Annotated in this window: 18 protein-coding genes; 10 read left to right on the forward strand and 8 right to left on the reverse strand. The window is 61.0% G+C overall.

Annotation, left to right across the window (positions count from 1 at the left end; genetic code table 11):
* The first annotated feature begins 8 nt into the window (after window positions 1-8).
* From G556_RS0100285 to G556_RS0100305, 5 genes are all read left to right on the forward strand, one after another.
* A complete protein-coding gene (locus G556_RS0100285; protein ID WP_081675486.1) occupies window positions 9-1,139 on the forward strand; it encodes a dihydroorotate dehydrogenase-like protein in 1,131 nt (376 codons plus the stop codon).
* Between the two features lie 265 nt (window positions 1,140-1,404).
* The gene (locus tag G556_RS0100290; protein WP_028821334.1) at window positions 1,405-3,051 is read left to right on the forward strand and encodes an L-lactate permease; all 1,647 of its coding nucleotides are present in this window, start codon (window positions 1,405-1,407) and stop codon (window positions 3,049-3,051) included.
* A gap of 27 nt (window positions 3,052-3,078) precedes the next feature.
* A complete protein-coding gene (locus G556_RS0100295) occupies window positions 3,079-3,861 on the forward strand; it encodes a (Fe-S)-binding protein (protein WP_028821335.1) in 783 nt (260 codons plus the stop codon).
* Window positions 3,858-5,360 (forward strand): lactate utilization protein B, encoded by a 1,503-nt coding sequence (locus tag G556_RS0100300; RefSeq protein WP_028821336.1) that lies wholly within the window; start codon window positions 3,858-3,860, stop codon window positions 5,358-5,360. Before G556_RS0100295 ends, G556_RS0100300 begins: the two co-directional genes overlap by 4 nt.
* Entirely contained in the window at window positions 5,360-6,013 is a 654-nt protein-coding gene (locus G556_RS0100305) for a LutC/YkgG family protein (RefSeq protein WP_016456874.1), read from the forward strand. Before G556_RS0100300 ends, G556_RS0100305 begins: the two co-directional genes overlap by 1 nt.
* Before the next feature lie 691 nt (window positions 6,014-6,704).
* Here G556_RS0100305 and G556_RS11340 read toward each other — a convergent pair.
* From G556_RS11340 to dnaB, 5 genes are all read right to left on the reverse strand, one after another.
* The gene (locus tag G556_RS11340; RefSeq protein WP_155941700.1) at window positions 6,705-7,163 is read right to left on the reverse strand and encodes a type IV toxin-antitoxin system AbiEi family antitoxin domain-containing protein; all 459 of its coding nucleotides are present in this window, start codon (window positions 7,161-7,163) and stop codon (window positions 6,705-6,707) included.
* Between the two features lie 416 nt (window positions 7,164-7,579).
* Complete coding sequence (locus G556_RS0100310; RefSeq protein ID WP_028821337.1) at window positions 7,580-8,812, reverse strand: dihydrolipoamide acetyltransferase family protein; 1,233 nt, start codon at window positions 8,810-8,812, stop codon at window positions 7,580-7,582.
* Between the two features lie 9 nt (window positions 8,813-8,821).
* A complete protein-coding gene (locus G556_RS0100315) occupies window positions 8,822-9,805 on the reverse strand; it encodes an alpha-ketoacid dehydrogenase subunit beta (protein WP_028821338.1) in 984 nt (327 codons plus the stop codon).
* Complete coding sequence (locus tag G556_RS0100320; protein WP_028821339.1) at window positions 9,802-10,926, reverse strand: thiamine pyrophosphate-dependent enzyme; 1,125 nt, start codon at window positions 10,924-10,926, stop codon at window positions 9,802-9,804. Before G556_RS0100320 ends, G556_RS0100315 begins: the two co-directional genes overlap by 4 nt.
* Window positions 10,927-11,040: 114 nt before the next feature.
* Window positions 11,041-12,408 (reverse strand): replicative DNA helicase, encoded by a 1,368-nt coding sequence (dnaB, locus tag G556_RS0100325; protein WP_051176563.1) that lies wholly within the window; start codon window positions 12,406-12,408, stop codon window positions 11,041-11,043.
* Between the two features lie 489 nt (window positions 12,409-12,897).
* Here dnaB and G556_RS0100330 point away from each other — a divergent pair, with 489 nt between their 5' ends.
* The 4 genes from G556_RS0100330 to G556_RS0100345 all read left to right on the forward strand — a co-directional run bounded on the left by G556_RS0100330 (window position 12,898) and on the right by G556_RS0100345 (window position 17,169).
* Window positions 12,898-13,227 (forward strand): metal-sensitive transcriptional regulator, encoded by a 330-nt coding sequence (locus tag G556_RS0100330; protein WP_024111286.1) that lies wholly within the window; start codon window positions 12,898-12,900, stop codon window positions 13,225-13,227.
* 40 nt (window positions 13,228-13,267) lie between these two features.
* On the forward strand, window positions 13,268-13,477 hold the full coding sequence (locus G556_RS0100335; protein ID WP_016456868.1) for a heavy-metal-associated domain-containing protein: 210 nt from the start codon (window positions 13,268-13,270) through the stop codon (window positions 13,475-13,477).
* 34 nt (window positions 13,478-13,511) lie between these two features.
* Window positions 13,512-15,719, forward strand: coding sequence for a heavy metal translocating P-type ATPase (locus G556_RS0100340; RefSeq protein WP_028821342.1), 2,208 nt, complete (start codon window positions 13,512-13,514; stop codon window positions 15,717-15,719).
* 199 nt (window positions 15,720-15,918) lie between these two features.
* Complete coding sequence (locus tag G556_RS0100345) at window positions 15,919-17,169, forward strand: ATP-binding protein (protein ID WP_028821343.1); 1,251 nt, start codon at window positions 15,919-15,921, stop codon at window positions 17,167-17,169.
* Between the two features lie 56 nt (window positions 17,170-17,225).
* Here the strand turns inward: G556_RS0100345 and larB are convergent, their stop codons facing one another.
* From larB to larC, 3 genes are read right to left on the reverse strand one after another with little or no spacing between them, the layout of a single operon-like run.
* Window positions 17,226-17,882 carry a nickel pincer cofactor biosynthesis protein LarB gene (gene larB, locus G556_RS0100350; RefSeq protein ID WP_028821344.1) on the reverse strand — a complete coding sequence of 219 codons (657 nt, stop codon included), beginning with the start codon at window positions 17,880-17,882 and terminating at the stop codon, window positions 17,226-17,228.
* The gene (larE, locus tag G556_RS0100355; protein ID WP_028821345.1) at window positions 17,879-18,748 is read right to left on the reverse strand and encodes an ATP-dependent sacrificial sulfur transferase LarE; all 870 of its coding nucleotides are present in this window, start codon (window positions 18,746-18,748) and stop codon (window positions 17,879-17,881) included. The genes larB and larE overlap by 4 nt, the downstream gene beginning before the upstream one ends.
* The gene (gene larC, locus G556_RS0100360; protein ID WP_028821346.1) at window positions 18,745-20,106 is read right to left on the reverse strand and encodes a nickel pincer cofactor biosynthesis protein LarC; all 1,362 of its coding nucleotides are present in this window, start codon (window positions 20,104-20,106) and stop codon (window positions 18,745-18,747) included. The genes larE and larC overlap by 4 nt, the downstream gene beginning before the upstream one ends.
* A gap of 82 nt (window positions 20,107-20,188) precedes the next feature.
* Here larC and G556_RS0100365 point away from each other — a divergent pair, with 82 nt between their 5' ends.
* Window positions 20,189-21,061 carry an Fpg/Nei family DNA glycosylase gene (locus G556_RS0100365; RefSeq protein WP_028821347.1) on the forward strand — a complete coding sequence of 291 codons (873 nt, stop codon included), beginning with the start codon at window positions 20,189-20,191 and terminating at the stop codon, window positions 21,059-21,061.
* The last annotated feature ends 17 nt before the right edge of the window (window positions 21,062-21,078 follow it).

Here is a 21,078-nt window from a genome sequence, read left to right on the forward strand (position 1 = left end):
AGACGATGATGGCATTCGATCCAGAGGCGCTAAAGGCCGCAATGGAATCTGCCAGGCGCAAGTCTGAACTGGGCGACAACACCACCGACCAGGTGCTGCCGGCTGAGCAGGTGCGGGAGCAGGCAGTCAAGCCGGACGTCGATCTGGCAACCAATTACATGGGCCTGGAGCTACCGGCACCGTTGGTAGCTTCGGCCGGCCCGCTGGGCCAGCACGTCGAGGACATCCAGGCGATGGCTGATGCGGGCGTCGGGGCAGTGGTGCTGTTCTCGCTGTTCGAGGAACAGGTCAAACTCGAGCAGGCTCGTGCGACTGCCGAGATGGAGGTGCACGCAGAGAGTTTTGCTGAGGCGCTTAGCTACTTCCCGACCGAGCCGTCAAACGAGTCCGGCTTGGTGCACAACTACCTAAAGCTGATTCAGCGGGCGTCTTCGGCGATCGACGTTCCGCTGATCGCCAGCCTGAACACCCCGATCTCGGGAGATTCCAGCGACATCAGCAAGCGCATGGTCGACGCCGGTGCCTCGGCAATCGAGCTGAACGTGTACTTCGTGCCGGGAAGCGTCCGCGACCCGCGCGAGGTCGAGGACGCTCAACTGCGCATCCTCGAATCGGTTAAGAACCAGGTTGACGTGCCCGTCGCCATGAAGATGATGCCGTATTTCTCGAGTTTCGGTCACCTCGCCAAGCGCCTGAGCGATGCCGGCGCGGACGGCCTAGTGCTGTTCAATCGCTGGCTCGGCCCGGACATTGAACTGGACAGGCTGGAATATCATCCTGGCTTCGAGCTGAGCACTCCGAACGAAGGCAAGCTGCCGAGGGCGTGGATCTCCGCGCTGCGCGGCGAGGTGGACTGCTCGCTTGCGGGCAGCGGCGGAGTCGAAACGTCCGACGACATCGTCAAGTACATCCTTTCCGGTGCGGACGTGGTGATGACCACCGCGGCGCTCGTGCGTCACGGCGTTGCCTACGCTAGCCAGCTCATCGAAGGTCTGGGGCGTTGGCTCGAGGTGCGCAGGGTAGATCTCGACACCGCTCGCGGGATGCTTTTGTCGCCGCACGGTGAAGAGGCGGACGCATACGCCCGTGCCGGATACGTCTCCGGCCTGGAGCAGGCAAAACGGGTGTACGGAAGGTAATTTTTTCCTTTTAAAAACCCGGTCGGGAAGGGCGTTCCCGACCGGGTTTTGCAGTTTTTGGCGGAAAGACTTTCCTAAAGCTGAAGTTATGTGTCATGCGTAGTCGTGAGGCGCTTATACTGTGAAAGGCATACTTTTGTAGCCTGTTGAGGCCAACTTAGGTATCGTTCATCTATAACCGCGGACTTACTCTTGTAGTCCTCGAGGCGGATCAATAGGCGATCAATCTCGAGGCGGAAAAGACTTAACCTGATAGGTGGTATCTATGGTATTTCAACCTGACATCGCACCGCTTGGCAGCCTTTGGCTTTCAGCGATAGTGGCACTGTTGCCGCTACTGGCAGTGTTCTTCCTACTTGGCGTGCTGCGTATGAAGGCGCACTGGGCTGGCCTGATTGGCGTGGGCGTTGCCCTGCTGGTTGCCGTCCTGGCATTCAAAATGCCCGCGGGCATGGCGATATCTTCGGCGTTCGAGGGCGGCATATTCGGCGTATTCCCGATCACCTGGATCGTGCTGTGCGCTATTTTCCTATTCGAGTTGACGGTTGCCTCCGGTCACCACGACGACCTGATGAAGACGTTCAATGTCATCTCGCCCGACCCGCGCGTGCTGGGCATATTCATCGCGTTCAGCTTCTGCGCGCTGCTCGAGGCCCTCGCGGGCTTCGGCGCCCCGGTTGCGATCTGTGGCGTCATGCTCGTCGCGGTGGGCTTCAAGCCTTGGAAGGCGGCGCTCACCGTCCTGGTCGGCAACACCTTTGCCGTTCCCTACGGCGCGATGGCGACTCCGCTGCTCACCGGTGCAAATCTCACCGACATGGCTGCCCAGCAGCTGTCCATCACAGTTAGCCGCCAGACCAGCGTCCTGGTCTGGATCGTTCCGCTGCTCCTGCTGATCATCATGGACGGCGCCAAGGGCTTGAAGCAGGTCTGGCCGCTGGCCCTCGTGGTCGGTCTGACCTACTCGGTTTGCACGCTGGGTGCCGCTCAGGTGCTGTCGCCCGGGCTGGTGAACATGGTTCCCGCGCTGATCAGCCTCGCCGCAGGCGTCCTGCTGCTGAAGTTCTGGAAGCCATCCGGCACAAACGAGGCCGCGTTGCGACTCACCGGCAGCGAACCTCCGGAAACCACTGAGAAGGTCACCGGCAAGCAGATCGGCTGGGCGCTGTTCCCGTACGTGCTGATCGTGGTGGTTTTCGTCGTCACCCAGATGGTTCCGGTAGTCAAGAACGCCCTTGCCGCGACCAACATCAAGATCAACTGGCCCCTGCTGTGGGATGGCGAGCAGAACCTCGTCATGACCGCGACCGGCACCCCGTCCTCGTCCACGACCTACTCGTTCACTTGGCTTAGTTCACCGGGCACGATCCTCCTGATCACCGCTATCGTCATCGGCCTTTGCTACCGCATGAGCCTCGGCGAAATCTTCAAGGTGTTCAGCACCCAGCTGTACAAGCTGCGCTGGACGTTCCTTACCATCGGCTCGGTGCTCGCGCTGGCCTACGTCATGAACCTGTCCGGCCAGACGCTGACCATCGGCACCTGGATCGCTGGCGCCGGCGCTGTCTTCCCGTTCCTGGCCCCGATCCTCGGCTGGATCGGCACCGCCGTCACCGGTTCGGGCACCTCGGCAACAGCGCTGTTTGCTAACCTGCAGCACACCGCTGCAACGCAGATCGGCGTCAACCCCGCTCTGCTCGTCGCCACCAACACCGTCGGCGGTGCTGTTGGCAAGATGATCAGCCCGCAAACCCTGGCCATCGCTACCGGCGGCGTGGACATGGTGGGCGAAGAGTCTGTCCTGTTGCGCAAGTCGCTTCCGTGGGCCATCGGCCTGCTCGTCGTGCTCTGCCTGCTTGCCGGGCTGCAGTCCCTGCCCGTCCTGGGCTGGATGATTCCTAATGTTGGTTAATTTTTGAAAAATATAGGGAGGTAAATGATGACAAGCACAGTGGGCGATACCGCACAGAAAACTGTTGCTATCTTCGCCACATGTGTCAGCGACATCATGTTCCCGAAGACCGTCGATAACATGGCAACCCTGCTCGAGCGGCTGGGCTGCCGGGTGGTCTTCCCCAAGGAACAGACCTGTTGTGGACAGATGTTTACAAACACCGGTTACTTCGACCGGGCACTGCCATCGGTGAAGACGTTCCTTGACGCATTCGAGGACTACGACTACATCGTCGGCCCGTCGGGCTCCTGCGTAGGTTCCGTACGCGAGCAGCACGAGATGCTGGCTCACGACGCCGGCGACGAACGCATGGCCGCGCGTGCTAAGGAACTGAGCAAGCGTGTCTACGACATAAGCGAGTTCATCGTCAACGAGCTGGGCACCACCGACGTCGGGGCATACTTCCCGCACAAGGTGACCTACCACGCATCCTGCCACTCGATGCGCATCGCTAAGGTGGGCGACGCCCCGCTCAAGCTGCTCAAGGGCGTTAAAGGCCTGGAGTACGTGGAGGTCGAGGACATGACCCAGTGCTGTGGCTTCGGCGGCACCTTCAGCCTGAAGAACCCGGACATCTCGATCGCCATGGCTAAAGACAAGGCCCGCCACGTTGTCGAGACCGGTGCAGAGTACGTCACCAGCCTGGACAACGCTTGTCTGCTGAACTTCGGTGGCGTCATGCACCGCGAAAAGATGCCGGTCAAGACAATCCACATGGTCGATCTGCTCGTGCAGAACGAGACCTCGGCCGCAGGGAGGACAGCATGACAAGCACAGAAGTTGAACGCCTAACCCCGGCTCCGCCGGAGGGCGATCTGATCGACTCGCCGGCCTTCCCGAAGGCCGCTGTTCGCGAGTTGAAGAACGACACCCAGCGCAAGAACCTGCACCACGCGACCCATACCATTCGAAACAAGCGAATCCGTGTGACCGGCGAGCTGGACAACTGGCAGGAGATCCGCCAGGCGGGTTCCGACATAAAGGACCGCGTGGCTCGTCACCTTGACAAGTACCTGCTGGAGTTTGAGAAGAACGCCACCGCGGCAGGCGCCACCGTCCACTGGGCACGCGACGCCGAAGAAGCCAACCGCATCGCCATCGACCTGGTTAAGGCAACCGGCGAGACCGAGGTCACCAAGGTTAAGTCCATGGTGACGCAGGAAACAGACCTCAACGAGGCGCTCGAGGCCGAACGCATCGCGGCTTGGGAGACGGACCTGGCGGAGCTGATCGTTCAGCTCGGCCACGACCGTCCCAGCCACGTTCTGGTTCCGGCTATCCACCGCAACCGCTCCGAGGTTCGCGAGATCTTCCTGCGCGAGATGGGCCAGTACGGCACGCCATGCCCGTCGGATGTCACCGACAATCCGGTCGAGCTGGCTAACGCAGCACGCGTCCACCTGCGCGAGAAGTTCATGCGCACCAAGGTCGGCATTTCCGGTGCCAACTTCGCGATCGCCGAGACTGGTTCGCTGGTCGTCGTCGAATCCGAGGGCAACGGCCGCATGAACCTGACCTTGCCCGAGACCCTGATCTCGCTGGTCGGCATCGAGAAGATCCTGCCGACGTTCCAGGACCTCGAGGTGTTCCTGCAGTCGCTGCCGCGTTCGTCCACCGGCGAGCGCATGGCACCGTACGGCACCGTTTGGACCGGCAGCAAGGAGGGCGACGGCCCGAAGGATGTGCACATCATCCTCATCGACAACGGCCGCACCAATGTCCTCAAGGATCCGCTGGGCCGCAAAGCGCTACGCTGCATCCGCTGCTCGGCCTGCCTGAACATCTGCCCGGTTTACGAGAAGGTCGGCGGCCACGCTTACGGTTCGGTTTACCCGGGCCCGATTGGCGCCATCCTCAACCCGCAGATCCGCGGCATGGAGTCCACCGTCGACCGTTCGCTGCCGTTCGCGTCCACGCTGTGTGGCGCCTGCAATGACGCCTGCCCGGTGAAGATTCCGTTCACCGACATCCTCGTTCACCTGCGCAAGAAGGTCGTCGACGTCAAGCGTTCCGAGCCCGGCTATGGAACCCACGTCGAGCCGAACCTGATGCGTGCAGGTGGCTGGGTGATGGGCAAGGGCTGGCGTCTCGGCCTGGCCGGCAAGCTGTCCGGCATGGCGGGCCACATCATGAGCCCCTTCTTCAAGAAGATCGGTAACTGGCCGATTCCGGGCGTCAGCCGTTGGCTGCGCGCCAGGGACGTCCCGATGCTGCCAAAGCGTTCGGCACGCACCATCTGGGATCAGCGCAAAAAAGGAGGCAAGTAATGAGCATCTCCGCTAAGGAAGAGATCCTGGGCCGCATCCGCAAGGCTCTCGTCGATGTTAAAGACGACAACCCCGAGGAAACCAAGATCGAGTGGCGCTACAAGCAGCCGACTCCGATCGAGGGCGACATGATCGACTACTTCCTCGAGCTGGTCGCCGACTACAAGGCCGACGTCGAGCGCGTGAAGAATGCCGATCTGCCCGCGACTCTTGTCAAGCACCTGAAGGATATCGACGCCAAGTCCGTCATCTTGCCTTCCGGCCTGGAGGAGTCTTGGCGCAAGGCGATCGTCGACGCTGGCTTCGATGTCCGCGAAGACGACAACCTGACCGCCCGTGAGTTGAACGAGATCGACGCCGTCGTGACCGCTGCCGCGGTTGGTGTCGCCAACACCGGAACGTTCGCCATGGATCACCGTCCAGACCAGGGCCGTCGCGCCTTGACGCTGGTTCCCGACGCCCACATCTGCGTGGTTCGCGCCGACCAGGTGGTCTCGAACACCCCGGAGGCGATAGCTCGTCTGAAGCCGTCCGTCGACGACGGTCAGCCGATCACCTTCGTTGCGGGCCCGTCCGCCACCTCCGACATCGAGTTGAGCCGAGTCGAGGGCGTCCACGGCCCCCGTACGCTCCACGTGATCGTCGCCGAATAATTTAATCAACAAATAGCGGTAGCCCAGTGGTTCTTAGACGAGCCGCTGGGCTATTTGCTTTCATTTTGAAAATAGTGGGAACCGAAAAGCTCGACTACGGATCTTTCGGTTCCCGATAAAATCTGACGGATTAACGAGGGCGAAAAAGTTCGTAGTCGGATCTTTTAGTTCCCATTGTCCTGGAAAAAATTAGTGGGAACCGAAAAGCTCGAGGACGGACTTTTCGGTTCCTGCTATTTTACGCAGAGCCTGCATGGACGAAAGTCACAGGGCACTTTGCTTTGCAGTAGTGCTCTAGCCACCTGCTTAGCGACCTGGCAAGGACGCCAGTTGCAGTCGTCCCAGCCGTAACGAAGCGTTACTTTGTTCAACAACTGGTGGTAATTATCGCGTTGCATATCTCGAAATGTGCCAGGTCCTTGATGACCAGCGCGTCCGTCTAATTCAACAATGAGTGGGCCGTAATCGTTGTCTAGTCGGTACAGCCCCCTCGCTTGGCGAGAAGCCGTTGGTAAGTTGTGAGCCTTTTCGACGCGTTCTAAATAGATCTTCTCAAGTTTCGATTCGACGCCAGACTCGTTATCGGAGATGACGTTTTCCAGCTCCTCTCGATGGGGAAAACGAGACCTTTCTGATAGCGCTTTGCGAATAGATTCAAGGGACAAATGTTTATTGACGTGTCGTCCTTGGCTCACCCAGTAGGCCGCTTTCTGCGGCTGAACAGCGCACAGGTCCAGGATCGTTTCGGGTAGGGTTGCAGGCGAAACCCGCTATAGGGATTGGGTAGATTCTTCCGCTTTCTAAAGACGACGCACCCATCGTTTCGCGCTCGCTTAGAGTAGGGAACGAGAATATCTACAGTTCCCGGCGGTTCATCCACCAGCCCCCATGCATGAGCGGCTGCCATGCCGCCCACGAAAGATTCGTCGCCGCCCTTCAGCAAGCCTGCCCATGCCCACGATCGCCAGGACGGATCCGTCCCAAGCAGATATGTGCCGGGCAAAAGTCGCGTCCAGCTTTCTTGACTTATCTTTCTTCTGATTGTGCTCGGTGGGACCCCAAAATTTAGTGCCTGCGGGCGGGAGACGACGCGTGCTTGTTCGGTAGCTAACGTGAGCAGGTCGTCGGGGATGATGGAAGTTGAGTGCATAGGTAAATTGTGGTGCCTAAATAGAGCATTTCAGCTTCCAGGGTTCCGAATCTGTGGATAACTCGGCCAGATATTTTCAGAAAACTTTTTTGGGAACCGAAAAGCTCGACTACGGATCTTTCGGTTCCCGATAAAATTTGACGGATTAACGAGGACGAAAAAGTTCGTAGTCGAACCTTTCTTGCCGCATTAATTTCGGTGACATGTTAAAAGTAAGAGGTTGTGGGAGTTCGGGTCTTTAAAGGAACATAAAGGCGTGGCGAGAGCGAGATCACCAAGCGCCTTTGCGCTTGGTGAGGAGCGGAGACACGTTGCCAGTGACGCAAAGACCCGAATCCCACAGCCTCCGGGAGCTGCCAGACTAACCACTAGTGGGAGCTTCCAGACCAACCACACCCGTACTGGAGAATGGCGGTCTAGTACAGCAGCGCCAGGCGCGGGTTCTCTAGGACTTCGCTGACGTCGGCTAGGAACTGTGAGCCCTGCTCGCCGTCGATCAGCTGGTGGTCGAAGCCGAGCGCCAGCGTTGTCACCCAGCGGGGGACGATCTGCTCGGTGGGGCCTTCACCAATCACCCACGCCTTACGCTTGATGGCGCCCATGGCCAGGATCGCGGACTCGGAACCGTTGATGATCGGGGTGCCCGTGTCGATGCCGAAGACACCCACGTTGGTGATGGTGAACGTGCCGCCAGTGTAGTCGGCGGGCTGTAGCCTGCCGGAACGCGAAATCTCTATGGTGTGCGTCAGCGCGCTCGCCAGCTGAACGAGCGTCATCTTGTCCGCGGCCTTAATGACCGGAACGAGCAGCCCGCGCGGGGTAGCGGCGGCGATGCCGAGGTTGACGTCGTCGTGATAAACGACCTCGCCGGAGGCCGCGTCCCAAGACGCATTCATCTCGGGGTGGTTGCGCATTGCTAGGCAAACCGCCTTGGCGTAGATCAACAGGCTAGAGACGTGCAGATCGCGGAACTCGCGGCGGGCACGAAGTGTGGTGACTAGCTCCTTGGTGGCCGAAACGTCGATGGTGTTGTACTCGGTGACATGAATGTGGCGCGTGATTGAATCGCGCAGGTTGGCGGCCGTGGCCTTGCGCACACCCTTGATTGGCACTCGACGCCCGTCAAGTATCGGCGCGCCCGACACCACACTCTGCGGCTCGGGGGCATAAAACTCGCTCTTGCCGATGCCTGCGGCCAGCTCGACGTCGGCGCGCGAAACCGAGCCGTGCGGGCCGGTGGGGTGGACGGTGAATAAGTCCACGCCGAGGTCGCGGGCGAGCCTGCGCACCAGCGGCTTGGCGAGCACCTTACCTGTCGGCGTAACGTTGACCTTGTGACTGGGTTCGTCTGGCGCCTCGGGAGTCTTCTTGACCTCCGGTTCTGGCTCTTTTTCCTCGGCGGGTCCAGCGCCGGTGTCGTCGTCGATTTCAACGATGACCGTGCCGACGTCAACAGTCTGGCCTACCTCGGCAAGCAGGCGAGAAATCTTTCCCTCGACGGGGCTGGGCAGCTCGACCAGGGATTTGGCGGTTTCGATCTCGACGAGAACGTCATTGACTTTAACCTCGTCGCCCTCCTTGACCAGCCACTGCGTGATGTCTGCTTCCTGCAGCCCCTCGCCGGGGTCGGGCAGTCTGAACTGAAACATGTGGGGCTCCTAGAAATTCATCGTCTCGTCGATAGCAGCCAAGATGCGCTGCGTGTTGGGCAGCCACTCACCCTCAACGTTACTCGGCGGGTAGGGCGTGTCGTAACCGGTGACCCGCAGAATCGGCGATTCCAGCGTGTAAAACAGGCGTTCCTGCAAGGTCGCGGCAAGCTCGGCGCCCGGCCCGTATGTGCGGTAGGCCTCGTGGACGACGATCGCCCGAGACGTCTTCTCGACGCTCGTGCAGATGGTGTGCAGGTCGAGCGGGGAGAGGCTGCGCAGGTTGAGCACTTCGACGCTGCGCCCATTCTCGGCCGCCTTGTCTGCGGCCTCCTGGCAGACGCTGACGGTTGGGCCCCAGGCAAGGAGCGTGACGTCGGTGCCTTCGCGGGAGACGTCCGCCTCCGTCATTTCTAGGCGCGGCGCCTCGGCGTCCACCTCGCCGCGTACGTGGTAGCGACGTTTCGGCTCCATGAAAATCACCGGGTCCGGCGACGCGATGGCCTGCTGGATCATCCAGTAGCCGTCGTCGGGTGTGGCGGGCGTCAGTACCTTGAGCCCGGGTGTATGCGCGAAGTAGCCCTCGACGGATTCGGAGTGATTCTCGATGCTGCCGATGTTGCCGCCGTACGGGAATCGAACGACGACGGGCAGATTCACCCTGCCTTGGCTGCGGAAGCGCAGCTTCGCCAGCTGCTGGGTGATCTGGTCAAAACCGGGGAAGACGAAACCATCGAACTGCAGCTCGACGACGGGCTTTAGGCCACGCATAGCCATGCCGATCGCCGTGCCGACCAAGCCGGCCTCCGAAAGCGGGGAATCCATGACGCGCTCGGCGCCGAATTCGGCCTGCAGGTGCTCGGTGACGCGGAACACGCCGCCCAGCTTGCCGATATCCTCGCCGTAAAGAAGAACTTTTTCGTCGTCGGTCATCGCCTTGCGCAGGCCCGCGTTGATGGCTTTCGCCAGGGTCAAGCGTTGAATGTTGCTCACTTGTCGACCTCCACATCGTCGGTTGCGCTGAGCGCGGTTTCGGCTTGCTGCGCGCGCAGATTTTCGGTCTGTTCGACGTAGACGCGGTCGAACATTTCGGGCAGCTTCGGCGCCTTGATTTCCAGGACGGCCTGGCGGACGGTTTCGGCGAACTCGTCGCAGCGGGCGTCGAGGCGCAGCTGGTCTTCGTCGCTCCAGGCGTTCTCGTGACGCAACCAAAGCTGCACTCTTTTAATCGGGTCTTTGGGCTCCCAGCTCTGGGAGTCCTCGTCAGTGCGGTATTTCGTCGGGTCATCGCTTGTGGTGTGCGCGCCCATGCGGTAGGTGTACGCTTCGATGAAGCTCGGCCCCTCGCCGGCGTGCGCCCTCGCCAGCGCCCAGTCTGTTGCGGTCTGCATGGCGAGCACGTCGTTGCCGTCGACGCGCACGCTCGGAATGCCGAAGCCCCACGCGCGCTGATAAAGCGGTGTGCGTGACTGCCTGGAGACCGGTTCGCTGATCGCCCACTGATTGTTGACGCACACGAAAACCGTCGGCGCCTTGTAGCTCGCGGCGAAGATGTACGCCTCGTTGACGTCGCCCTCGCTGATTGCTCCATCGCCGTGGAAGACGATCGACGCGCCAGGCGAGCCGGGGTTTTCTTTCGCCTGCGCCGTCGCGTACCCGACGCCGTGCAGCGTGTGCGCGCCGATGACCATCGAGTAGTAGTGGAAGCGCAACTCTTCGGCGTCCCAATCGCCCATCTCCGCGCCTTTGAAAATTGCTAGGACGCGCTCGACGGGCAGGCCCATCAGCATCCCGACGCCGTGTTCGCGGTGGCTTGGGAAAACGTGGTCCTTGTCGGTCAGCGCGGACCAAACTCCAACCTGGATCGCCTCTTGGCCCTGCAGGGGAGCCCATAGGCCGATCTGGCCTTTACGCTGAGCCGCGGTGGCCTCGAGGTCGAATCTACGGATCAGAGACATCTTCTCGAGCAGTTCTCTGGCCTGATCGAGGCTGCCGGCGTAGCCGATCTCTTGGTCGCTGTTGCGCTCGCCGTCGGCCGTCAGTAGCTGAAATAGCTCTGCCGATGCGCTTACCGCCTGCTCGGGTAGCTGCGGGCATGTTGTCGAAACCGTCACTAAAGCTCCTAGATGTAGCAACCTACTAAACCGTAGGTTACTTAACCGTAGCTTGTTAGTCGACTGCCTTAAGAAACAATGCTTCGGGCATCTAACTGTGGGGTGTCCACAAAACTAGTGGGGCATATCCACGAAACGGCTCAGGTGACCCTGGAAGCTGGTGACAATTGTGCTTGTGGGGCCGTTACGGTTCTTCGCCACGATCATGTCGGCCTCGCCGACGCGCGGCGAATCCCTGTCGTAGGCGTCCTCGCGGTGCAAAAGTAAGACGATGTCGGCATCCTGCTCCAAAGAACCAGACTCGCGCAGGTCGCTGAGCATCGGTTTGCGGTCTTGACGCATTTCCGGGCCACGGTTCAGCTGGCTGAGCGCGATGACCGGTATCTCTAGCTCTTTAGCGAGCAGTTTGATCTGACGGCTGAACTCCGAGACTTCAAGCTGACGGCTTTCGACGCGTCTGCCTGAGCTCATCAGCTGCATGTAGTCGATGATCACCAGTTTGAGGTCGTGGCGCTGCTTTAGGCGGCGCGCCTTCGCGCGGATCTCCATCATCGTCAGGTTTGGGGAGTCGTCGATGAAGAAGGGGGCGTCCTCGATTGCTCCGAGTTTGCGCTGCAGGCGATCCCAGTCCTCGTTGGTCATGCCGCCGTTGCGGATGCGCTTGAGCTGCACGCTGGCTTCGGCGGATAGCAGCCTCATGACGATCTCCATCTGGCTCATTTCGAGGCTGAAGAACGCGGTGGTCAGCTTGTTCTTGATTGCGGCAGACCTGGCGATGTCCAGCGCGAGCGTCGATTTACCCATTGCAGGGCGAGCGGCGATTATGATCATTTGACCCGCGTGTAGGCCGTTGGTCAGCTCGTCGAGTTCGGCGAAACCCGTGGGCACGCCCGTCATGACGTCGGAGTGTGAGTTGAGTGCCTCGATCTCGTCGAAGGTGGGCTCCAACAAATCTTTTAGCGGCTTGTAGTCTTCCGAACCTGTGCCGTCGGTGACCTTATAAATGGTCTGCTGGGCCTCGTCGACGATTTTGTCCACCTCGCCGGCGCCCTGGTAGCCCAGCTGGGCGATCTTGATGGACGCGTCGACCAGGCGACGAAGCACCGCCTTGTCGTGGACGATCTGGGCGTAGTAGCCTGCGTTGGCCGCCACGGAGATGCTCGCGAGTAGGTCTGCAAGGTACGTGTAGTCGCCAGCGCGGGTCAGCTCGCCCTTCTTCTCGAGCTCTGCGGCGACCGTGACGGCGTCTGCGGGCTCGCCGCGACTGTAAAGATCAATGATGGCGTCGAAAATTAGCTCGTGGGCCGGCTTGTAGAAGTCTCCTGGCTTGACCTTCTCGAGGACGTCGGCGATGGCGTCCTTGCTGGTTAGCATCGCGCCGAGGACTGCCTGCTCCGCTGTGTTGTCTTGGGGAGGGGTGCGCTCCAGGGCGGTTGCGGGTGGTTCCGCGCCCTGATCGGGGTACGCCTCGTCAACTGGCATCTCGTACATGCCCGCCCTCCTTCCGACTCGCAAAACCCATTCTGGCAGAAGGGGCCGACAAAAAAATGGCGGCCCGCGGACCAGCGGTTTTTTGAGTCTGAGCCACCGTAACGCCCAAATAAACAACTTTCAACACGAGTTATCCACAGGGGGTGTGGATAGCTGTGGGTGGTTGTGGAAGCCGCGCTCAAGCTTAAGTGGATAAACATGTGCACTGATAATCGAACAAAAGATTTTTTGGCACTGAAACCCGCTACGACTAGGCGTTATATGCGAGGTGGAAAAAATTTTCACCTTAAATTTCATAATTTGCCCGACACGCCGAGGAAGTGTCTCAGAAAGGGCTGAGGTGTCCAAAAAACCATCTTTTACCCAGGGGGTGTGGATAAGCGATCTAGGGGTGTGCTATAGGGCGACACCTCCTTGTGCTCATAGAAAAAGTTTCCCCGGCCTCTTGACCCCATACCCCCAGGGGGTATAGTTTTAAGTGTGGAAAATATAGCGAAACAAGACGCCTGCTGCGAAGACTGCAAGGTCGTGCCCGGCTATTCAGGCACCAAGGAAGCTCACCTCAAACGGCTCAAGCGCGTCCAAGGCCAGCTGAAGGGTCTCGAGCGCATGATTAACGAGGACAAATACTGCATCGACGTCTTGATTCAAATTTCCGCAGCAACCGGCGCGCTGCAATCGCTGGCGCTGGCCCTGCTTGACGACCACCTCAGCCACTGCGTCGTGAACGCGGCGAAAGAAGGCGGCGAAGAAGCGCAAATCAAGCTGGCCGAAGTTAACGACGCAATAGCGCGGCTCGTCCGTAGATGAAACGTCGGGTATTACCGCCCGGCGAAACGAAAGGAACCCAATGATCACCAACTACAAAATCACCGGCATGACCTGCGGCCACTGCGTCAACGCGGTCACCAGCGAGGTCTCCGAGATCGATGGCGTCACAGATGTGGACGTTCAGCTCGAAGGCGGCAAGATGGCCGTCACTTCCGAGTCCGAGATCGATTTCGAAGCAATCAAGGAAGCCGTTGACGAAGCCGGCGACTACACCGTCGAGCTCGCCTGAATAGGCGCGCGAACAGTTAAAACCAGGAGGATAAATGGCGGCGGAGGATTACAAGGTCATCGACCTTGAAGTCTCCGGCATGACGTGCGCATCTTGCGCGGCCCGGATTCAAAAGAAACTAAACAAAATGGATGGCGTCCAGGCGTCGGTCAACTACGCCACCGAGCGGGCGCACGTGGTGACGTCCGCGGGTGTTGGGGTCAACGACCTAATCGGCGTCGTGCAGAAAACCGGGTACGACGCGCGCATCCCCGATCCGCAGGCCAAGCCCGTCGATAGGGCTGCGCAAATCCGACGCCGCCTGATCGTCGCCGTGATGCTCGGCGTGCCGCTGATCGCCATCTCGATGGTGCCGGTGCTGCAGTTCCCCGGCTGGCAGTGGGCCGCGCTGGCGCTGGCGACGCCCGTCGTCTTCTGGTGCGGGCTCGGGTTTCACCGCTCCGCGCTGGTCAACTTGCGGCACGGCGCCACGACGATGGACACGCTGATTTCTCTGGGAACATTTTCGTCTTACCTGTTCTCGCTTTACGCGCTGGTCTTCGGCGGGGCCGGCATGATCGGCATGAAGCACGAGTGGACGCTCTCGCTCAGCCGTGACCACGCGCTGCAGAACATCTACTTCGAGGCGTCCGCGGCCATCATCATGTTCATCTTGCTCGGGCGATACATCGAGGCCCGCTCGCGTCAGGATGCGTCCGACGCGCTGCGCGCGCTGATGGACGTCGGCGCGAAGGCTGTGACGGTGGTACGCGACGGCAAGCAGGTGGTCGTGCCCATCGAAGCGCTCAACGTCGGCGACGAGTTCGTCGTCAAGCCCGGCGAGCAGGTGGCAACCGACGGTGAGGTCGTCTCCGGCGTTTCCGCAGTGGACAACTCGGTGATCACCGGCGAGTCCGTGCCCGTCGAGGTGCGGCCTGGCTCCAAGGTTGTCGGTTCTGCGGTCAACGCTTCCGGCAGGCTGGTCGTGCGGGCCACGGCCGTCGGTTCTGACACTCAGCTAGCCCAGATCGCCCACCTTGTAGAGGTTGCTCAGACGGGCAAGTCTGCCACGCAGGATCTGGCGAACAAGGTCTCTGGGGTGTTCGTCCCCATCGTGATCGGGCTTTCCCTGCTGACCCTGATCGTTTGGCTGCTGAATGGTGCGGACGCATCGTTCGCGATCGCGTCAGCCGTTTCCGTGCTGATTATTAGCTGCCCATGCGCTCTCGGTCTGGCTACCCCGACAGCGTTGCTGGCCGGTTCGCTGCGCGGCTCAAGGCTGGGCATTCTGATTCGGGGCCCGCAGGCGCTTGAAGAGGCCCGCAAGGTCACCACCATCGTGCTCGACAAGACCGGCACCATCACCACCGGCGTCATGGCCGTTTCGGGCGTGAGCGCCGCCGACGGCGTTGCTCAGTCCGAGCTGATGAAAATAGCCGGCGCGCTGGAGTCCGGTTCGAGTCACCCGATCGCCAAGGCGATCGTCGCCAAGGCCGGCGAGGGTAAACACGCCGACGAGCTGACCGACGTGCCGGGCAGGGGAGTGCGCGGCCTGGTTGATGGCAAGACTGCAGCCGCCGGCAACGCGGCTTTTATGTTCGACCTTGGACTGATTGCGGACGCTTCGCTTCAGGCGCAAGCCGACGAGTTTGCCCAGCGCGGCGCTTCGCTGGTTTTCGTGGCTCACGATTCCCGCGTGCTGGGTGTTATCGGCGTCTCGGACGAGGTCGCCGACGGCTCGGTGAAGGCCATCGATGAGCTGAAGCGGATGGGGTTGAAGACCGTCATGCTTACCGGCGACGGCCAGGCCACGGCCGAGCGGGTCGCGGGTGAGGTTGGCGTCGACGAGGTGCGCGCCCAGGTGCTGCCCGGCGACAAGTTCGACGTCATAAAGGCGCTGCAGGACTCCGGCGATCATGTGGCCATGGTCGGCGACGGCGTCAACGACGCGGCCGCCCTCGCCCAGGCCGACCTGGGTATCTCGATGGGTGGTGGAACCGATGCGGCGATTGCGGCCAGCGATTTGACGCTGATGCGTCACGACCTAGAGCTGGCCGTCGACGCGATAAAGCTGTCGCGGCGCACACAGCGCACGATCATCGGAAACCTGGTGTGGGCGTTCGGATATAACGTCCTGGCCATCCCGATCGCCGCGCTGGGCTACCTGAACCCGATGATCGCCGGCGCAGCCATGGCGTTCAGCTCGGTCTTCGTGGTGACGAACAGTCTGCGGCTGCGCGGGTTCAACCCGTCCAAGGCCTAAAAATTTAACGGGAACCAAAAGGCTCGACTACGAGCTTTTTGGTTCCCGTTATTTGTTTTTGGGTTAGTGGGAACCGGAAAGTCCGACTACGAGCTTTTGGGTTCCGGCTGTTTAGTGGTGGAGAAATGGCCATGTGAATAGTGGAGAAATCCATACCTTCGGGGTGGAGAAATCCGTACTATTTGGTATTGTTTGGGTTATGAAAAGCTACTTGCCGCGTGTTGCGGATAGCCTCGTCGAACAGGCCTTACGCAGCAGTGGCGCCGTTGAGATCCGCGGCACAAGAGCGTGTGGAAAGACCGAGACGGCACGTCAATTTGCGGCGTCGGAAATCCGTCTCGACGCTGGTGACGCAAGAGCCGCACTCGCCGCTACACAACCCGAGACGGCCTTGAGTGGCGATACTCCCAGGCTCATTGACGAGTGGCAGTTAGTTCAGGGGATATGGAACGCAGTCCGTCGCGAGGTTGATGAACGCAGGAGGCCTGGACAGTTTTTGCTGACCGGTTCTGCTGCTCCTGAAGATGATCCGTTCAGACATTCGGGGGCCGGCCGGTTCAGGCGCGTCCTGCTTAGAACGATGAGCTTTTTCGAGTCGGGCCACTCGAGTGGCCAGGTTGGTCTTGGTTCGCTTTTTAAAGACCAGAGCGTTCCCATAGCTGAATCTCAGCTGGGGTTTGGTGAGGTCGTAAACAGGATCGTCAGCGGAGGGTGGCCAGGATGGCTGGGTCTCGAAGCCTCCGATGCTCAAGCGCAGGCTGGCTCATATCTAGATGATATTGCAGAACACGATTTTCCTGATGTCGCCGGTATGCGCCGAGACCCGAGAAGATTTCGCGCTTACCTCAATGCTTTGGCTGGGTTGGTGGCTCAGCCGGCCAGTTTTTCAGCTATAAACCGTAGAATGCAGGACGAGTTTTCTGCGTCTGTTTCCGCGACGGCAGCGGGTGAACTGCACGATTTTGCGTCACGAATGTATCTGGTTGAAGACCAGCCGGCTTGGTCTCCGAAGTTGCGCTCTAAAACCACCGCGGCACAGGCGCCGGTGCGCCATCTGGCTGATCCATCGCTTGCTGCGGCACTGCTGAATGCTGGTACGGAGCGGTTGCTTCTCGATTTGAACACGCTTGGTTTCCTTTTCGAGTCTCAGGTGATTCACGATCTGCGTGTCTACGCGCAGGCTGCGGGGGCGCGTGGCGTCTTCCACTTTCGTGATACCAAGGGCAGGGACGAGATCGACGCCGTTGTCGAAAATGCTGACGGCAGATGGATCGGTTTTGAAGTGAAGCTTGGTGAAGAAAATGTTGATGCTGCCGCAGCTAACTTGCTCCGCGTGTCGGCAAAAATAGCTCGTCAGCCGAGTGCGCTTGTCGTCATTACCCCTATAGGCGTTTCGTATCGCCGCAGTGACGGTGTTCTGGTGGTTCCGCTGACTGTCCTTGGCCCATAAGAGTTGATTAACGGGAACCAAAAGGTTCGACTACGAGCTTTTTGGTTCCGGCTGATTTACGGGGCAGCGATCTGGGCGGCAAGGTGGCCTGCGCCGTAGCCGTTGTCTATGTTGACGACGCCGACGCCCGGCGCGCAGGCGTTCAGCATCGTCAATAGCGCGGAGACGCCGCCGAAGCTGGCGCCGTAACCAACCGACGTCGGCACGGCCACCACAGGGCAGGAAATCAGCCCCGCGATCAGTCCGGGTAGCGCGCCGTCCATGCCTGCGGCGACGACGATCGCCCCGGCCTTGCGGAAGACGTCCAGCTTCGAGAGTGTTCTGTGCAGCCCGGCGATGCCGATGTCCACCACCAGTTCGGCGGGACGCCCGAGGTGGCGGGCGGTCAGCAGGGCCTCGCGGGCAACCGGTAGGTCGGACGTGCCGGCACATGCCACAACCACCAGCTTGCCGGTGGGTTCGGGACGCCTAGGCGGCCAGGCCAAGAAACGCGCAACCTCATCGTGAAAGGCGTCGGGCAGCACCTCCTTGATGGCCTCGGCGCGTTCGTCGTCTGCTCGGGTGAAGATCGTCACCACGTCGGGCTTCTCGGCCACCCGCTGCGCGATCTCGCGAACCTGCTCGACAGATTTACCCTCGCAGTAGACGGCCTCGGGGTATCCCCGGCGATCGGCCCGCTGCCAGTCGAGGTCGGCGATATCGTCGTCGCTCATTTCTTCTCCCTCAAAATTTGCATGGAGAACGCCCCGCGCTGCATGCCCGAAAGGTCTAGCGTCACGTACCTGAACCCCGCTTTTTTGACGCCCTCGACGAGCCCCGCGCGAATCTTCTCGTCTGCGAGCAGGTGGAATTCGTCTAGGGACACCTCGACTCGCGCGATTTCCTCGTGGTGACGCACCCGGCAGTCGCTGAAACCGGCCGCGTAGACTGCCTCCTCTGCGGCCTCGATCCGGCGAAGTTTTTCTTCCGTGATCGGTGTGCCGTGTGGGATTCTCGTCGCCAGGCAGGGCGCCGACGGCTTGTCCGCAACGCTTAGCCCGATTGCCCTGGCCAGCCCGCGGACCCGCTCTTTGGTTAGCCCGGCGTCGGCTAGCGGACGCAGCACCTTGTGCTCGGCTGCAGCCCGCGCGCCCGGCCTGTCCGGGGCTAGCGTGTCGTCGGAGTTCTCGCCGTAGGCGACCGCGTCGAGGTCGAGCTTCGCCACTAGCTCGTCGTCGACGAGGGTGAACATGGCGTTCTTGCACACGTAGCAGCGGTCGGCGTCGTTGGCCACGAAATTGGGGTTGGCGAGCTCGTTGGTTTTGAATTCCACCATCCGAGCGCCGATCTGCTCGGCCGTGCGACGGGCGAGTTCCAGTTCGCTGCGGGGCAGCAGCCCCGAATCGGCGGTGACGGCCACCACGTTTTCGGCACCCAGCGCGTGCACAGCGATCGCCAGCAGCAGCGCCGAATCGACGCCACCGGAATAGGCCACGCCCAGCTTTTTGTAGCCGTTCAGCCTAGCCGTGACCGCCTCAGCGTCGGTGCGCTCGATGCTGCTCAGATGCCAGTTCAGTTTTTCGTTCAACGTTTCGATCACTTCGATTCTGGAACGGGGTTTCCCGCAACTAGCCCCGCCTCGACGATGCTCGCCTGCGCCAGTTGCGCCATCTCCGCCTGCGTTTTTCCGGACTTCCTAGCGGCTTCGGCGAGCGACTCGAACTCGGACGTGGTGTGCAGTATCTGGCCTGCTCTGCTTGCCACCTTGACCGAGATTTCTTGCCCGCCCACCTCGACGTCGTGCCACGAACGATCCAAGACAAAACGCTCCAGCTGGTTGAACCTGACGCCGAGCGTGGAGGTCTGGCTTAGCAGGACGTCGGAGATCGCCTCGGCGTCCGCGGGCCTGCAGAGCGCGTGGACGGTTTGCGCGGGCCGGCCCTTCTTCATCAAAATCGGGGTCAGCCAGGCGTCCAGCGCGCCGGCGTCGAAGAGCGCGTCCATGATGCCGGGCCAAAGCTGCGGGTTCTGATCGTCGACGTTCGCCGCCAGCTCGGTGACCTGCTCGCTCTGCGCGGCCTGGAAGGTCTCGCCGATCAGCACCCGAACGACGTTAGGGTGCCCGGCGAAGTCCTTGCCGCCGGCGCCGATGCCGATGGCGCTGGTCGTCATTAGTGGTAGCTTTTCGCAGCACTCGGCAAGCGCGCGGATCACCGCCAGACCGGTGGGCGTGGCCAGCTCTCCGACCGCGCCCGGAGTGGTAACCGGGGCCGGCTCGTCGTGCGGCAGATCGTGGTGATGAGAGTGCGTGTGTGAACCGTGAGAGTGCGTGTGCTCGTGGCTTTCGTGCTCGTCATGAGAATGATCGTGAGAGTGGCCGTCGTGCGAATGCCAACCTTCTCCGGACGGGCCAGCCGAGGAGGGCCAACCGAGCGCGAGCTGCGCGACGGCGGGTGCGGGGACCGGAATGTCGCCGTGGGCAACCAAAATTCTTCCGCTGCCAAGCGCCACCTCGGACGCGGAAACCTCGCTGACGCCCAGCAGCCGCAGCCCCTCGCAGACGCCGACGACGTCAGCGATGGAGTCCAGCGCGCCCACCTCGTGGAAGTGCACCTCGTCGGGGGAGACCCCGTGCACGTGCCCCTCTGCCTCGGCCAGTCGGGCGAAAACCTTCAGCGCCATCTCGCGGGTTGCCTCGGGGATCGTCGATTCGCTCAGCAGCTTCCTGATTGACGCCCAGCTTCTGTGCGGGGGATCCTCGGCGAGGCGCTCAACGGTGATCTTCAATGATCTCTGCCCGCCACGGTTTACCGTCGCCTGGCTGAACCTGACTGAATTCGGGATCAGCTCGTCGAGCACTTTCTGGATCTTGTCTAGGCTTACTCCAGCATCAATGAGGCTGCCCAGCAGCATGTCTCCGGCAACTCCGGCGGAAATATCGAACCATGCACGAGTCATGAATCAATTGTGCCGCGAAGCCGGTAATGGGCATCCGGTTGCACGGCTTTTCAGCGTTGCGTCGTGGAATAGGCTTGGAGTCATGCCTGAAGGACACGTGATTCACAAATTGGCCCGCGAGCTTACCGACAAATTCGGCGGTAAACAGGTGCGCGTGTCGTCCCCGCAGGGTCGTTTCGCAGACGCTGCAGCCATTCTCGACGGCACCGTTCTAGAGGACGCCGACGCCGTCGGCAAGCACCTGTTTATCAATTTCGAGGCGCGCCAGTGCGTGTGGATTCACCTGGGGCTGATCGGAAAATTCAGGTTCAAGCCGCTTTCGCAGATCGAAAACTACGACACTTTGCGGCTGCTCATCGCCGACTCCAAGATCGGTGCCGAGCTGCGCGGCCCGCAGTGGTGCAGGCTGATCACGCCGGAGGAGAAGCTCGCGGTAATTGCGAGATCCGGCCCCGACCCGCTGCGCGACGACGCAGATCCCGAGCGGGCCTGGAAGAAGGTGCACAACTCCAAGCGCACAATTGCCCAGCTCCTGATGGATCAGGGCGTGTTCGCCGGCGTTGGCAACATCTATCGCGCGGAGGTGCTGTTCCGTCACGGCGTCGACCCGAAACTGCCCGCTAACAAGCTGTCCCGCGAGGTCTTCGATTCGATTTGGGCCGACCTCGCTGCTCTAATGCGCGCAGACGTTCTCACCGGCCAGATCGACACCGTCGATCCCGAGCACTCTCCCGAGGAACAGCACAGGGATCCGCGCGTCGACGAACACGGCGGCGAGGTCTACGTCTACCGCAGGGCGGGGCAGGAGTGCCTGGTTTGCGGCGAACCCATCCAGCTCGAGCTGTATGCGGGTCGCAACTTGTACTGGTGCCCGAAGTGCCAGCCGCAGGCGAGCGGCGGCGAACCTCGCGCTAAACACGGCGGGGCTTGGCATAACTGTGCGCCCAAGGCCTAGTCTTTTATAGGCAAAAA

It is taken from the genome of Propionimicrobium lymphophilum DSM 4903 (genome assembly GCF_000423485.1).
Classification (GTDB): Bacteria; Actinomycetota; Actinomycetes; order Propionibacteriales; family Propionibacteriaceae; genus Propionimicrobium; species Propionimicrobium lymphophilum.